Genomic DNA, 14,571 nt, shown 5'->3' with positions numbered 1-14,571 from the left:
AATATAGGTCACGCTTGATCCCTGCAAGGCATCATACTGGCCGTTTTTAAGATATCCGACAAGCAATTCCATCAACACGGCAGCTCAAAAAAGAACGTACTACCCAACCCCGGCTCGCTTTCTACGCCAATCCTGCCGCCCTGATTTTCGATAAAATCCTTGCTGATGGCCAAGCCAAGCCCGGTTCCGGACTTGTTGCTCCCCGGAACCTGGAAGTAACGGTCGAAGATACGTTCGCGATAACGTTGTTCGATACCCTGGCCAAAGTCCCGGACTGAAAACCGAACGACGCGGCCACTTTTCCGGATAGCGATAATGACGCGGCCTTTGTCCGGTGAGTAGCGGATGGCATTGGTCATGAAATTGGTGAGCACCCATGCGGTCTTCTCCGCATCCATGTCAATCACGGGTAAGTCCGCATCCACTTCGGTGACGAGCTCAATTCCCCGCTGTACAGCCTGGTTACCCACAGCGCCCAATGTATAATCGAGTATTGCCATGGGATCGCTCGGCTGCTTATTCAGTTGGATATGGCCGCTTTCGAGACGCGACATATCGACCAGTTCGCCGGTGATCCGGAGCAGACGTTCGCTGTCGTCGCGTATACTTTCGATCAACTGGCGTTGATCTTCATTGAGCCCCCCGGTTGTCTGGTGTTCCAACAGGTCGAGGCTCATCTTTATCGACGATATCGGTGTCTTCAGCTCATGGGATACCGTCGCTATGAAATTCGTCTTCGCCGAATCGAGCTCCTTGAACGGGGTGATATTCCGCAGCAGGATGACCGAACCGATCCGCCGGATTTCCCGTTCTCCGGTGGGGGTAATGTCGATATCGATGGTTTCCCGTTCAAAATAACTTTCCTTCCCATCCGCAAACACCTTGATGGGCTTGGTATCTTCCCGGTCATCAACTCCTGCCGGTTTTCTGGCCAGTATCCGTAGCAGGTCATTCTCAATGGCCAGTTCCGTTATCGTGTTTCCAACCAATCCCTGTTTATCCAATCCGGTTACGGCCACCGCCTCGCTGTTGGCAAACAATACCTTTCCGTGCTCGTCTATTCCGATCACGGGGTCGTGCATGTTTTCAATCAACGTATCGATGCGTTTCTTTTCCATCAGCAGCTTATCCAGCTTGCTATTGGCATATTCCTCCAGTTTCTGCGCCATGGTGTTGAATGACCGGGCCAGTTCACCGAATTCGCTGTGCCCCTCGAAATGTACCCGCTCGCCATAACGCTGCGCGGCAATCTGTTTGATACTTTCGGTGAGCTCCTTTATCGGATTGGCAATGTTTCCCGGAAGGTTCACCAGCAGGATGAACGCGATGAGGAAACATCCCGCCCCGGTGACCGATATCCATATCGTTGCGGAGTCCGCCGTTTCACGAGCTGTTTCGCTTTTGCGTACGATGGCGTCCATATTGAGCCGCATCAGCTCGGCTATATCCGCACGCACATCGGCGTATGCGGCACTATCACCCGGATTGCCCCTGAGCCGTTCAAAATGGTCGGCAATGCGCTGCGTGACTTCCCATTCGCCCATTTCCGTGACATTGGCGCGCTGCTGCCTTAGGTTGGTTTCAAAGCGGGAAAAGGCGGTTTTGTCTGTATGCGCCTCGTCCAATGCCATCAGCATATTTCGGGAATATTCCAATGTGTTGTAGTTGGCCGTGAGGATGTTATTGGTATCGTCTTTCAGGCTGTTCACCGAATAGGTACTGACAGCAGCCAGCAGGATGATCAGTGCGAAAAGCGTCCCTACGCCTATTGTGAGTTTTGTCTTTGTCTTCATGACAGGATGATTAAATCAATGTCCGTTTCTCCCATTTTTTTCAACAGCTGGTTGAATATGCTCGTAGAGCGGATGATCCGCAGCAGGCTCATCCGGGGATTGCCGATACACACCGTCGTGATATCCATTTTCAGGGCCTGTTCCGTGATGGCCGTCGGCACACTTTTATGCCGGACCTGTATCACCTCGCCGCCCAATTGGGTTGCCAGCTTGAAGTTGTTGATGAGCATCCGCTGCTTATCCAACGCAATTTTATCCATCCGTTCCCGAGGCGTCTGCACATACAGCACGTACCATTGCCCGCTGTAGTATCCAGCCAGCCGCGCTGTTTTGCGGATGACGGCCTTTGCCCGCCCGGCGTCGCTGCCGATGCAGGCCATGAATCGTTCATGCTTCAATGCGGTGCCTTTATGCACCTGCGTGTCTACCTTCCGTACGACATGGCCAGCCACTTCCTTGAGGGCCAGTTCACGGAGTTGGAGAATATGGTCGCTTTTGAAAAAATTAGCCAGCGCCGCCGCTACCTTGTCGGCACCATAAATTTTCCCTTCCTTCAGCCGGGTTATCAAATCCTCCACCGCAAGGTCAATATTCACCAGCTCGTCGGCCATGGCAATGACCCTGTCGGGCACACGTTCCCTGACTTCGATGCCGGTGATCTCCTTCACTTCTTCATTCAGGCTTTCGATGTGCTGGATATTGACCGCGCTGATGACATTGATACCCGCCTCCAGGATTTCCACCACGTCCTGCCAGCGCTTTTCGTTTTTGCTGCCCACGATGTTGGTGTGGGCCAGTTCGTCCACGATAACCACCTCCGGACGGAGGTTAAGGACTGCCTGGACATCAAGTTCCTCCAATTGGCGGCCTTTATAAAACAGCTGGCGTCGCGGAATAACCGGCAGCCCTTCCACCAATGCCGACGTTTCCGTGCGGTTGTGCGTCTCAACGTAAGCGATTTTTACATCAATGCCGTTACGCATTAGGGTATGCGCTTCCTGCAGCATGCGGTAGGTCTTTCCCACACCTGCGCTCATGCCGATGTAGATCTTGAATTTCCCCAGCCTCGATTTTTTGATGAGGTTGAGGAAGTGTTCCGCTGATTTCCGCTCCTCCATAAGCATTGATTCCTTCCCTTTTTAGCTGTACAAATATAACACAAGCAAATCGCTCCGACTGGATGCCGAAGCGATTGCTACTATTCAGAAACTGATGCTTAAGGATGTCCCTAAGAAAAAATTAGTTTTAATCGGTAATCCGTCGGAATCCGTAAAAACACGATCTTCACGGCTATTGAAGGAGCGTCCTTCCAACCGCCATAGGACGTTGTCCAGCACCTTGACGTCCATGTTCAACGAATAGCCGAACGTCTGGAAGCCGTTAGGTGTGTCCGTGGCAATGATGACCTGGCTTTTATCCATGTAGTATTCGGCACGTGCCGCGAAAGCAAGCGATCCGGTGGGGGCATAGCGGGCAATCAGCACGGGCGAATACCAGGTATGGTAATCACTGCTACCTTTTGCCTGTTGCTGCATGCCCATATCGAATCCGGCGATCAATCCCCATTGATCGTTAAATTGGAACTGTCCGTGCAAGTTGTGGAAGTACCGCATCCGGCGTGTGCTGTCCGGATCATCGCTCCCGACGAACGAACTGCTGTTCAGGGTTACCTTTTCGTTGGGCATCCAAGTAAGCTGATGGCCAAAACCGGGCATATTGTTGCCGTCCACCCGATGGATGCGTTGCCAGCCGTTTGTGACCAACCCGCTGAGGAACCACTCGCCGTTGTCGCTGGTGTAGGAAACCTTGGCTCCCGACAGGTAGTAAGGTGAATTTTCCGCCAATATGCTGCGGGTCATGTTCCAGCAGTTTGCGCCGATGGCGCTTTCAAAGCCAATGTGCGAAGCGAAAATGCCGGCATCGACCCACAGGTTTTTGCTTTTTGAGATTTTCACTCCCGCATTGGCTTCGTAGACATTTTTGAGCACGCCCGGCTCGGCGGCAAGGTTGGCATTGGCATAGGTACCTGCCATGAGTGCAAGTTTGCCCCGCACCGCGCCGTTATCGTAAGCGGCCTGGGCAAAGCCGAAATTGAGATTCACCTCGTTGTGGCGATTGTACGAATACAGGAAACCGGGCCGGTTGTGATCACCGGGGTTACCAAAGTCATAGACGTAATAGGTTTCGATATATCCACTGATCGTCAATGGATTGCTTACATCGCCGGTTTGCGCGTAAACGGAAGTAACTGCTGAAAATCCAAGGCAAGTAGCCAATAGTGTTTTGTTCATTGTTTGATATGCTGATTATTCTGATAAGTTTCTCTGTACAATTTTCTTCTCAATGGCAGCGAAGAGATCGATAAAGCTGTCTTTTAATAATTGCATGATAAAACAGCTTTATCTAAGTTTATCCAGGGCCAGATTGAGTTTTAAAACATTGATGCGCTCGGTGCCAAACAGCCCAAAGAGCGGCTTTTCGGTATTGGAAGCAACCAATTGCGAGATGGCATCCTCGGTAAAGTTGCGTTCGTTGGCTATCCGGGCCACTTGTACTTCAGCGGCCTGTACGGAAATGTGCGGATCCAGTCCGCTGCCGCTGGCGGTCACCAGGTCGGAGGGAATTTGAGCACGTTCAATTCCGGGGTTATGTGCGAGGAACGTATCGATCCGGGCGGCTATAGTGGCGAGGTATTCCGGATTGGACGGGCCTTTATTGCTACCTCCGGAACCGGCGGCATTGTAATCCACTGCGGAGGGACGCGACCAGAAATACCGATCCGAGGTAAAAGCCTGCCCCACATTGACGTGGTATGTTTTGCCACTGTCCGAGATGGTCAGTCCTTCTCCCTTTCCGGGTGCAAGCTGCGCTATTGTCCAAATTGCGAGCGTATAGATACCGCAGAAGAAAACGATACAAACAACAGTGAGCCGGATAGCAGGAATAATATGCTTCTTCATGATTGTAATTTTTTGAAGTTAACTAAATAGAGAAACCAACATATCAATGAGCTTGATGCCTGCGAATGGGACAAGGATACCTCCCAGGCCATATATAAACAGGTTACGGCGCAGGAGGGCACTGGCCCCGATGGGCTTGTAGGCTACGCCTTTCAGCGCCAGCGGAATCAGGAGCGGGATAATAATGGCGTTGAAGATGACCGCCGAGAGGATGGCGCTTTCCGGGCTGTGCAGCCCCATGATGTTCAGCCCCTGCAGGGCGGGGATGGCCGCAATGAACAGCGCCGGGATGATGGCAAAGTATTTGGCCATGTCGTTGGCAATGGAGAACGTGGTGAGCGTTCCGCGGGTCATGAGCAGCTGTTTGCCGATTTCGACCACCTCGATGAGCTTGGTGGGATCATTGTCCAGATCCACCATGTTGCCCGCTTCCTTGGCTGCCTGCGTGCCGCTGTTCATGGCCACGCCCACGTCGGCCTGTGCCAGCGCAGGAGCGTCGTTCGTACCGTCGCCCATCATGGCCACCAGCCGCCCCCCGGCCTGTTCCTTTTTGATGTAATTCATCTTGTCTTCGGGCTTCGCCTCGGCGATGAAATCGTCCACGCCTGCCTTTTCGGCAATATATTTGGCAGTCAGCGGATTGTCGCCGGTCACCATCACGGTCTTGATGCCCATCTTCCGCAACCGCTCAAACCGTTCCCGGATGCCCGGTTTGACGATGTCCTGAAGCTCGATGACACCGATGGCCTTATCGTTCTCCGATACCACCAGCGGTGTCCCGCCGTTGCTGGCAATCACACGCACGGTTTCTTTGGTTTGCTGCGGGAACGCATTGCCGGCCTTTTCAACCAGTTGCCGGATAGCGTCCGTAGCTCCCTTCCGTATCCGGATGCCGTCTGCATCGATACCCGAACTGCGGGTTTCTGCCGTAAACGGAATAAAACGGGGGCTGGCCACGTCGTAGGAATCAGGATTTACACCCGCCAGCTCGATGATGGATTTACCCTCGGGCGTACCGTCGGCCATGGATGCCAGCACGGCCGCCCGGACCAATACCTCATTCGCAACACCCGGTGCCGGGTGGAACGCCGTAGCTTTCCGGTTGCCGATGGTAATCGTACCGGTTTTGTCAAGCAGCAATACATCGATGTCCCCGGCGGTTTCCACGGCCTTGCCCGACTTTGTGATCACATTGGCCCGCAGCGCACGGTCCATCCCGGCGATGCCGATGGCGGATAGCAGCCCGCCGATGGTGGTGGGTATCAGGCACACAAACAGGGAAATAAATGCGGCAATGGTGATCGGCGTATGGGCATAATCCCCGAATGGCTTCAAGGTCACGCATACGATGATGAACACCAGGGTAAAACCGGCCAACAGAATCGTCAGCGCGATCTCGTTGGGTGTTTTTTGCCTGCTGGCACCTTCCACCAGGGCGATCATCTTGTCGAGGAAACTTTCCCCGGGTTGGGCGGTTACACGCACCTTGATGCGGTCGGAAAGCACCTTGGTGCCCCCGGTCACCGAACTCTTGTCACCCCCGGACTCACGGATCACCGGTGCGGATTCGCCGGTGATGGCGCTTTCGTCTATGGTTGCAAGTCCCTCGATGATTTCGCCGTCGGCCGGGATCACGTCGCCCGCTTTGCAGATGAACACGTCCCCTTTTTGGAGGTACGATGAGGAGACCATCCGTCCATCCTGAAGGGTGGCCGCCGTTTCTTCCCGTGTTCTGCGCAGGCTTTCCGCCTGTGCCTTGCCACGTGCCTCGGCGATGGCCTCGGCAAAGTTGGCAAACAACACAGTGAGCAACAACACCAAAAAGATGGTGAAATTATAGCCGAAACTCCCCTGCGACTGATCGCCGGTCAAGGTCATCACGGTCACAATCAGCATCACCAATGTGCCGATCTCTACCGTAAACATCACCGGGTTCCTAAACATGACCCGGGGATCCAGCTTGATGAAAGACTGCCTGAGTGCTTCCTGCACCATGTCTTTCGTGAACAATGATTTATTTGTGTCCATTTTTTTCTGAATGGTAGTGATTTAATACAATGAGAAGTACTCAGCAATGGGTCCAAGCGTTAACGAAGGGAAGAATGCCAGCGCGGCCACGATGGCAATCACGGCAAACACCATCATACCGAATGTGGACGTATCGGCCTTTAGCGTCCCGGCGCTTTCGGGGATGTACTTTTTTGCCGCCAGTGAACCGGCGATGGCCACGGGGCCTACAATGGGCAGGTAACGCGCAAACAGCATCACCACACCACAGGCGACATTCCAGAAAGGGGTATTGTCGCCCAGCCCCTCAAAGCCGCTGCCATTGTTGGCACTGGACGAGGTGAACTCATACAGCATCTCGCTGAAACCGTGGTACCCCGGATTGGCGAGCCAACCCGCGTAGCTTTCCGGATCGCCGTTGTACAGGTAAGTGGCCAGGGCCGTTCCCCCGAGAATCAGGAAAGGATGCAACAGGGCTATAATCATGGCGATCTTCACTTCCCGTGCCTCCACTTTTTTGCCCAGGAACTCCGGCGTACGTCCCACCATCAGCCCACCGATGAACACCGCGAGGATGATGAACACATAGAAGTTGATGAAACCAACGCCAACACCACCGTAGAAGCAGTTGACCATCATGCCCAGCAGGGTAAACATGCCGGCAAGGGGTGTCATGCTGTCGTGCATGGCATTCACCGAACCGTTGCTGGTGGCCGTGGTATTGATGGCCCAGTAAGCCGAAGCCGCCGGGCCGAAGCGCACTTCCTTGCCCTCCATGCTTCCAAGCTGCTGCTGAACCCCCATATCCGTGATGGCAGGGTTCCCGTTCATTTCATAATAGATAGTGGGGAGAAGCAGGCATAAAAAACCAAAGGTCATCACGCCGAATACCATCCAAGCCAGTTTCCTGCGCCGGAGCACATGCCCCAATGCAAATACCATGGCCATCGGTATAAGAACAATGTAAACCGTTTCCAGGATATTGGTCAGGTAATTCGGATTTTCCATCGGATTGGTGGAGTTCGGGCCGTAAAACCCGCCACCGTTGGTTCCCAGTTGTTTGATGGATACAAAGGCGGCCACCGGTCCCCGGCTGACCTGCTGCTCGGCCCCTTCGAGCGTAGTGACGGTATCCTTCCCCTCAAAGGTCATGGGCGTACCGTTGAACACGAGAACCACGGCCCCGATAAATGCGATGGGCAAAAGGATGCGGGTGCAGGAACGCACGAAATAACCGTAGAAGTTCCCGAGCTTTTCCATTGTCCGTTCCTTCATGGCAATGAATACCACGGCACAGATGGCAATACCCGTCCCTGCGCTGACAAACTGCCAGAGCATCAGCGTTAACTGGCCGAGGTACGACAAGCCGGTTTCACCCGAGTAGTGCTGCAGGTTCGTGTTGGTCACGAAGCTCACGGCGGTATTGAAGGCCAGGTCCCAGCCCATGGAGGGGTTGCCGTCGGGATTAAGCGGCAGCCAACCCATGTTCGTCAGGATGAACATGGAATAAATAAACCAAAAGGCGTTAATGGTCAGCAGGGCCACCAGGTGTTCTTTCCAGTTCATTCCGACAGACGGGTCTATACCGCCGAATTTGTAGAACAACCTGTCCAGCGGATTGAACAGTTTATCGAGCCACGTGCTTTCGTAATTGAATACCTTACCGATATAGCGGCCCAGCGGAATAGCCAGCACGACCACGGCAAGGTACATGAAAATGACTCCAAGGATTTCTGTATTCATTTCTTTCTATTTTTAATTGAATGATTAATGTGCATACCGGACTTTATAGTAGGCCAGGATAAGCAACGAGATTGCGAACAGGATGATGGGGTTCGATCAGAATTTCTCCGGCCTGAGCAGGACATACATCATGTACGCGAAAACGGCAATTGCCAATAGGAATAAGAGTATCATATGTGGTGTCAAATTTGTGATGTTTCCTGATTTTTATTCATTTCAATACTCCAGAATGGTTTTTAAATAGGCCTGCCGAAGCTCCCTGGGCAACAGTTCCACATGTGCTTTCAGGCTGCCCGGTGCCTCCTCTGCCGCGAGCAGGAACAGGAATTCGTTTTCTATGGCGTTGCGGTCATGGAGGCCACCGTTGATATACAGCAGGTTCACCACTTTCAAGACCTCCAGCGCATCCGCCCGCTCAGTATCAGTCCCCTTGATTTTCCTCAGGAACAAATTCGCGGCTTCACGGAGCGCTTCATAATCGTCTGCCGGACTCCTGCCGGTAAGCGCTGCGGGTATCCACTGCCGCAGCGTTCTTGTAATTTTTGTTTCAATTTCCATGGTATCAACTATTTTTGAAAAAGCCGATGGCTTTGTAAAACAGGAGAAAGCATACAAGCCCCCCCAATGTGATTAGTAATGCTGGCATAATATTGATTGAATGATGAATCATGATTCTGATGGCTATCCCAACGGCGATGAAAGCAAGGAAGAAGTACATGAGGCAGTCAAATGGTCTGATTTTCTGGTATGCCCTGACCGTCTTCCTGAGTTCCGCAATGGTCTTCTTCCTTTCCATTACACCCGTCCCATTAACGCCCGGTTCTGTACGGTGTATACCGAGTACAGGTTGGCGGGCATGTCTTCACGTATTCGCTCCCACTCCCAGTTGGTACATTGGTTGTGAAGGCCATTGAAAGAGCGCACAAAAACATTGGCGATGATTTCCCTTACCGCGCTATCGCCCCGGCCATACATCCACCCAACGAGGTTCATGCACCGTAGTACCTTGTCAAGCTGCTTCCCCCTGACCATGTCACGCATGTAGTTGACAACTATCTGCATGACCCCGGCGATATTGCCCTTGCGGCAAAGGCTGACCACATCGTTCTTCACTTCCGGAAGTTCGCTGACAATAATCAAGGAAAATTCTTCTTGTCTGATCGTTTCCATTATATTGTGTATTGTTTGGCAGGGGGAGTGCCAACGACATACCAATTTCACGGAAATCTACACAAGTGACTTATTATCAGTGATTAATTTATAATGACATGAGTTACAGCAAAAAAAACCTTATCAAAATGAAAAGGATTATTTCATTTTGATAAGGTAACCCCTGATTGGGCAAAACTTTTTATGATTTCTGGTATAGGTGTACGTCCCGTTGTGGGAACGGAATCGAAATACCTTCGCGGTCGAGTGCGGCCTTGCAATCGATGATCAATTGTTCCTGCATCGTCCAAAAATTAGTGTTGTCCGCGGTTACACGTATCGATAAGTTGACCGCACTATCTCCCAATTCGGTAACGACCACCTGTGGGGCTGGATCTTGTGGGCGAATTCGTTGTTGCTAATAACCTCCAAAAGGATTTCCTTGGCTTTTTTCAAGTCAGCATCGTAACTAACACCAATGTCAAACCAGGTGCGTCTTACCGGCAACTGACTGAAATTTGTAATGCTGCTATTGGAAAGTGTTCCGTTGGGTACAACGAGTATTTGATTTTGCGGGGTGTTCAGCTTCGTATTGAAGATATCAATTTCCTTGACTGTTCCAGATTCACCGTTGCTTGAGGAAATATAATCGCCTACACGGAAGGGTTTCAGCAATAAGATCAGGACACCACCTGCAAAGTTGGACAGAGAGCCTTGCAATGCTAAGCCGATTGCCAGGCCTGCCGCCCCGATGATGGCTACAAAAGCAGACGTCTGCACACCCAACTGCGTCACCACAACAATGAACAGCAAGATATTGAGTACCCAGCTCACTAAATTACTCACGAAGAGGCGAAGGGAGGGTTCCATTTGTCTGCGTTCAAAAGTACCATGAAGCACCCGCTTAATCACTCGAATCAGCCACAAGCCAATCACGTAAACCAAGGCGGCCGTGATCACCGCCGTTATGATTCTTGGCGCCCACTCTACTGCCGAGGCGATAAGCCGATTCCAATGATCCCCAATGTCTCTTATGTTATTTGCCTGCATAATTACGATGGTTTTTAACGTTTAAAGAATCTATTGTTTCTTCAAAACTAACAGGATTTACGTTTTATTCCAACTATAATACCGAAAAACTATTCTTAGAAACTGTAAGGAAGCGCATTAGCCGATTTGATATTCGGCTATTTTTCGATAAAGTGTCGCGACCCCGATTTCAAGTAGCCGGGCGGCTTCTGCTTTGTTGCCCCCGGTGTGATTGAGGACTTTCTGGATTTGCAGTTTTTCTGCCCCGACCAGCGAGAACGCAGATAGGGAAGGTTTTAACGGAGATGCATTGGACTGGAAAAACTCATAAGGCAAGGTATCCGCGTTCAATGTGTTCCCTTCGCTCAGGATAACGCTTCGTTCGATAACATTTTTCAATTCACGGATATTTCCTTTCCAGGGATGTGATTCGAGTAATTCCACGTAGTTGTCGGATAGAACGCTCTTTTGCTTGTTCATTTTCAAGGCAAAGGTCTGAGCAAAATGCGCTGCCAATATTTTGATGTCCTGGGGGCGTTCCCGCAAAGGGGGCAGGGTAATCGTGAAAATGGATAACCGGTAATACAGGTCGCTCCTGAAATGGCCCTGATCGATTTCCGTTTCAAGGTTTCTGTTCGTCGCTGCAACTATGCGTACGTCTACCCGCGTGGGCACGGTATCTCCCACCATCAGGAACTCGCCGATTTCAAGCACACGCAGCAGCTTCGCTTGCAAATCATAGGACATCTCGCCGATTTCATCCAGAAAAATCGTCCCCCCGTCCGCTTCCGAGAATAATCCTTTCTTATCTTTCGATGCCCCGGTAAAAGCGCCTTCACGGTGCCCGAACAGCTCGCTTTCCAACAGTTCGCGGCTGAATGCAGAACAATTAACTGCGACAAACGGCTGTCTGCTTCGGGTTCCGGCGTGATGGATTGCCTGTGCGAACACCTCTTTCCCGGTGCCGGTCTCTCCGAGCAACAGCACGGTAGTGTCCGTTTGGGCCACTTTTTTCCCAAGGCCGACTGCTTCCTGAATCTGCCTCGAGTTCCCGATGATGTTGTCAAAGGAGTACCGTTGCCCAACCCGCCGTTCCAATTGCTGCACGCGTTTGGCGAGCAGCACCTTTTCGTAAGCCCGGTTGATCAGCGGAATAATCCGGTTATTGTCGTCTCCTTTGGTAATGTAGTCGAATGCACCATTTTTGATGGCCTGCACCCCATCCGGAATATTACCGTAAGCGGTAAGCAGGATAATCTCGGTAAGCGGTTGGATCTGCCTCACCTCATGGACGAATTCCACACCGCTTCCATCGGGCAATCTGACATCGCATAATACCACATCAAATTGCGCCCTCGTTAATTTCTGCCGAGCGGCTTTCAGGGTACCTGCCTGATCGACCTGAAAACCTTCGCCCTGCACACCGATCACCCTGGCCAGCAGGTTCCGTAGTTTTTCTTCATCGTCGATCAATAAAAGCCGTTTCATATATTTTTACAAAGGTAACGTAATTTCCGGCGCTAAAGGCTTTCGTCTGCCAACAGCAGTACCGGTGTCTTCGGCTGGTGGACGATTGCCTTCGCCAGGCTCTTGTGTATCAGTTTCTCGAAAAAACTACGCCCCCCGACCAGTGTCAGAACGGTCAGCGAGGCATCGTAATTATCCAGTATATCATCCACCAGGGCTACACTTTCCTTTCCGTAAACCAGTTCACTGTCCAACCGAGCGTGTGGCACCACCCCTTGCAATCGTTCTTTCCACGTTGTCAGTTTTTGTTCGTCTTCCGCTGTGGGCGGCGCACTTTCCTCGTGGATATGCACAAGCGAGCATTGCCGTACCAGATGGCCAAACAGATCGACCAGGCTCGAAAGGGTGTATTGATCAGCTTCGCGGTAATCCGTAAAGAAAATGACTTTTTCGGGCTTGACGTCAGCCGCATTCAGGGGCATAATCAGCATCGGCACACTCGCCACCTTTGCCACATCATAGGTATTGCTGCCCAGCAAGCCCATTTTTAAGCCGGATGCACCATGTGTTCCCATGACTATCAATGCGGTGTCATTCCCGGCGATAAAGCGTTTAACGGCATCGGCGAGGTCGGCTTTCTCGATGCTGGTGGAGATTCCGGTACTGCCATTATTCAATCCGAGCGTTTCAAGGAAACCGTTCATGCCTTTCTGTGCACCCAGTTCCGCACGCTGTTCATCGGTCCGGTTGGCCAGTTCACTTTGAAAAGCCGAATGAAACGCCATATAAGCATGCAACAGATGAACCTTGCAATCCATGTTTTCGCCCAATTTTAGGGCGTATTTTGTTGCTTTCAATGCATTAGACGAGAAATCCGTAGGTACCAATATTATTTTTTCCATGTCATGCTTTTTAATCAACAAAGAATTCCTTTAACTTTTTTTAATCTCACGGCAACAATCGTCAAACCAGATCATACCCCACGAATTTTCAAGTGGTATAAGCTATGCCAGTCCAGTGCGTTGGAGTGCCCTCCATGGAAAAACAGTACAGGCTGGCAGCTTCCATAACGCGTTTATTCCACGCTCCCTTTATCCGTTTCGAGGTATTGCTTACCGAAGTTTTTCATCTGCTTTTACCGTTCGCTTTTCGTGCTATCCGTGACAGCAGCAATGCGCCCAATGTCCCGGACAGCACCGAGGCAACCAGCACCGAAAATTTCGCCTCGGCCATCAACAATTCCTGTCCGGTGAAGGAAAGGAGCGCGATGAAGATGGACATCGTAAAGCCGATACCTGCCAGAAACCCGACGCCGATGATATGGAACCACGTTGCGTCGTCGGGCATGGTGCACAGCCGCAGTTTGACCGCCAGCCAGGAAATAACCGTTATGCCAACGGGCTTACCAATAACAAGTCCCAGTATGATGCCCAATCCAAGGGGTGTAAACAATCCATAAAACATTTCTTCCTGAAACCTGATATTCGTGTTTGCAAGGGCGAAAATGGGCATGATAATGAAATTCACGGGCTTAACCAGTAGGTGTTCGAGTTTTTCAAGGGGTGATTCTTTTGCATCGGGCGTTGTAGGGAGCGTCATCGCGACCAGTACGCCCGCTATCGTGGCATGTATGCCGGACTGGTGGACGAAATACCAAATGAAAAGACCCGGTATCAGGTATAGATAGATACGTTTCACACCGAACCGATTGAACAGCAGCAATAAAGCGAATAAGCCCAGGGCATACATCAGGTAGGTAAAATGTAATTCGGAGGTATAGAAAATCGCAATGACCAGTATCGCCACCAGATCATCCACGATGGCCAGGGCCGCCAGAAAAACCTTTAAGGAAGCCGGCACGTTCTTTCCGAGCATGGTGATGATTGCCAGGGCAAAGGCGATATCGGTCGCCATGGGTATGCCCCAACCGGCCGCTGTCGGCATGCCGGAATTGAACAGCGTGTAAATCGTAGCGGGAACTAATACGCCACCTATTGCCGCCAGGATGGGCAGTGCCGCCTTTTTGGGCGAAGACAGTTCGCCCTCTACCAATTCCCGCTTGATTTCCAGGCCCACCATCAGGAAAAAGATGGCCATCAGCCCGTCGTTGATCCATAGCAGCACAGAATACCGTAGGTGGAGTTGTTCGGTATGTACGCCCCATTCACTCGCCAGAAAACGTTCGAAGTGGGCACCCAATGGGGAATTGGCTACCAAGAGCGAAATAATGACACAAAATAGCAAGATTATCCCACCGGCAGATCCGGATCTGAGGAATTCACGGAACGGCCGTAAATTGATGATGTGGTTCATGGGGCTAAATTACCAAATCGCATAGGCAAAAGCGGCATCGCACTAATTTCTTTATAAAATCTTTATACCTCAGTTTCTAACTTTGCGGAAAAATAACCCCTGATTTGGCC

The 14,571-nt window shown here is 51.4% G+C and carries 14 protein-coding genes; all 14 read right to left on the bottom strand.

Annotation, left to right across the window (positions count from 1 at the left end; all coding sequences use genetic code 11):
- Positions 1-71: 71 nt before the first annotated feature.
- The 14 genes from BMW65_RS10225 to nhaA all read right to left on the bottom strand — a co-directional run bounded on the left by BMW65_RS10225 (position 72) and on the right by nhaA (position 14,461).
- Positions 72-1,793, bottom strand: coding sequence for a sensor histidine kinase (locus BMW65_RS10225; protein WP_090605065.1), 1,722 nt, complete (start codon positions 1,791-1,793; stop codon positions 72-74).
- Positions 1,790-2,911: a sensor protein KdpD gene (locus BMW65_RS10220; RefSeq protein WP_177181079.1), complete on the bottom strand. Its 1,122-nt coding sequence runs from the start codon at positions 2,909-2,911 to the stop codon at positions 1,790-1,792. The genes BMW65_RS10225 and BMW65_RS10220 overlap by 4 nt, the downstream gene beginning before the upstream one ends.
- An 84-nt stretch (positions 2,912-2,995) precedes the next feature.
- A complete protein-coding gene (locus BMW65_RS10215; RefSeq protein WP_090605062.1) occupies positions 2,996-4,084 on the bottom strand; it encodes a porin in 1,089 nt (362 codons plus the stop codon).
- Positions 4,085-4,192: 108 nt separating this feature from the next.
- Complete coding sequence (locus BMW65_RS10210) at positions 4,193-4,753, bottom strand: K(+)-transporting ATPase subunit C (protein WP_090605060.1); 561 nt, start codon at positions 4,751-4,753, stop codon at positions 4,193-4,195.
- A gap of 18 nt (positions 4,754-4,771) precedes the next feature.
- Entirely contained in the window at positions 4,772-6,781 is a 2,010-nt protein-coding gene (kdpB, locus tag BMW65_RS10205; protein ID WP_090605059.1) for a potassium-transporting ATPase subunit KdpB, read from the bottom strand.
- 21 nt (positions 6,782-6,802) lie between these two features.
- The gene (gene kdpA / locus BMW65_RS10200) at positions 6,803-8,503 is read right to left on the bottom strand and encodes a potassium-transporting ATPase subunit KdpA (protein ID WP_090605057.1); all 1,701 of its coding nucleotides are present in this window, start codon (positions 8,501-8,503) and stop codon (positions 6,803-6,805) included.
- 96 nt (positions 8,504-8,599) lie between these two features.
- Positions 8,600-8,677, bottom strand: a complete 78-nt coding sequence (locus BMW65_RS24850) for a potassium-transporting ATPase subunit F (protein WP_143053865.1) — start codon at positions 8,675-8,677, stop codon at positions 8,600-8,602.
- A gap of 42 nt (positions 8,678-8,719) precedes the next feature.
- Positions 8,720-9,061 (bottom strand): DUF7674 family protein, encoded by a 342-nt coding sequence (locus BMW65_RS10190; RefSeq protein WP_245747593.1) that lies wholly within the window; start codon positions 9,059-9,061, stop codon positions 8,720-8,722.
- A 4-nt stretch (positions 9,062-9,065) separates the two neighbouring features.
- Positions 9,066-9,299, bottom strand: coding sequence for a hypothetical protein (locus BMW65_RS10185; protein WP_090605054.1), 234 nt, complete (start codon positions 9,297-9,299; stop codon positions 9,066-9,068).
- Positions 9,299-9,673, bottom strand: coding sequence for a DUF7674 family protein (locus BMW65_RS10180; protein WP_090605052.1), 375 nt, complete (start codon positions 9,671-9,673; stop codon positions 9,299-9,301). Before BMW65_RS10180 ends, BMW65_RS10185 begins: the two co-directional genes overlap by 1 nt.
- A 309-nt stretch (positions 9,674-9,982) precedes the next feature.
- The gene (locus BMW65_RS10175; protein ID WP_218145382.1) at positions 9,983-10,702 is read right to left on the bottom strand and encodes a mechanosensitive ion channel family protein; all 720 of its coding nucleotides are present in this window, start codon (positions 10,700-10,702) and stop codon (positions 9,983-9,985) included.
- Positions 10,703-10,819: 117 nt separating this feature from the next.
- The gene (locus BMW65_RS10170) at positions 10,820-12,169 is read right to left on the bottom strand and encodes a sigma-54-dependent transcriptional regulator (RefSeq protein ID WP_090605050.1); all 1,350 of its coding nucleotides are present in this window, start codon (positions 12,167-12,169) and stop codon (positions 10,820-10,822) included.
- 32 nt (positions 12,170-12,201) lie between these two features.
- Positions 12,202-13,050: a universal stress protein gene (locus BMW65_RS10165; RefSeq protein ID WP_090605049.1), complete on the bottom strand. Its 849-nt coding sequence runs from the start codon at positions 13,048-13,050 to the stop codon at positions 12,202-12,204.
- A gap of 223 nt (positions 13,051-13,273) precedes the next feature.
- A complete protein-coding gene (gene nhaA / locus BMW65_RS10160; protein WP_090605047.1) occupies positions 13,274-14,461 on the bottom strand; it encodes a Na+/H+ antiporter NhaA in 1,188 nt (395 codons plus the stop codon).
- Positions 14,462-14,571: the final 110 nt, after the last annotated feature.

Source organism: Parapedobacter koreensis (assembly GCF_900109365.1).
GTDB lineage: Bacteria > Bacteroidota > Bacteroidia > Sphingobacteriales > Sphingobacteriaceae > Parapedobacter > Parapedobacter koreensis.
Note: the sequence above shows the minus strand (reverse complement) of the source record. Positions and strands in the feature narration are given on the sequence as shown.

Coding starts and splice junctions, on each gene's coding strand:
- BMW65_RS10225 (WP_090605065.1), bottom strand. CDS start 1,793: ATGAAGACAAAGACAAAACTCACAATAGGCGTAGGGACGCTTTTCGCA.
- BMW65_RS10220 (WP_177181079.1), bottom strand. CDS start 2,911: ATGGAGGAGCGGAAATCAGCGGAACACTTCCTCAACCTCATCAAAAAA.
- BMW65_RS10215 (WP_090605062.1), bottom strand. CDS start 4,084: ATGAACAAAACACTATTGGCTACTTGCCTTGGATTTTCAGCAGTTACT.
- BMW65_RS10210 (WP_090605060.1), bottom strand. CDS start 4,753: ATGAAGAAGCATATTATTCCTGCTATCCGGCTCACTGTTGTTTGTATC.
- kdpB (WP_090605059.1), bottom strand. CDS start 6,781: ATGGACACAAATAAATCATTGTTCACGAAAGACATGGTGCAGGAAGCA.
- kdpA (WP_090605057.1), bottom strand. CDS start 8,503: ATGAATACAGAAATCCTTGGAGTCATTTTCATGTACCTTGCCGTGGTC.
- BMW65_RS24850 (WP_143053865.1), bottom strand. CDS start 8,677: ATGATACTCTTATTCCTATTGGCAATTGCCGTTTTCGCGTACATGATG.
- BMW65_RS10190 (WP_245747593.1), bottom strand. CDS start 9,061: ATGGAAATTGAAACAAAAATTACAAGAACGCTGCGGCAGTGGATACCC.
- BMW65_RS10185 (WP_090605054.1), bottom strand. CDS start 9,299: ATGGAAAGGAAGAAGACCATTGCGGAACTCAGGAAGACGGTCAGGGCA.
- BMW65_RS10180 (WP_090605052.1), bottom strand. CDS start 9,673: ATGGAAACGATCAGACAAGAAGAATTTTCCTTGATTATTGTCAGCGAA.
- BMW65_RS10175 (WP_218145382.1), bottom strand. CDS start 10,702: ATGCAGGCAAATAACATAAGAGACATTGGGGATCATTGGAATCGGCTT.
- BMW65_RS10170 (WP_090605050.1), bottom strand. CDS start 12,169: ATGAAACGGCTTTTATTGATCGACGATGAAGAAAAACTACGGAACCTG.
- BMW65_RS10165 (WP_090605049.1), bottom strand. CDS start 13,050: ATGGAAAAAATAATATTGGTACCTACGGATTTCTCGTCTAATGCATTG.
- nhaA (WP_090605047.1), bottom strand. CDS start 14,461: ATGAACCACATCATCAATTTACGGCCGTTCCGTGAATTCCTCAGATCC.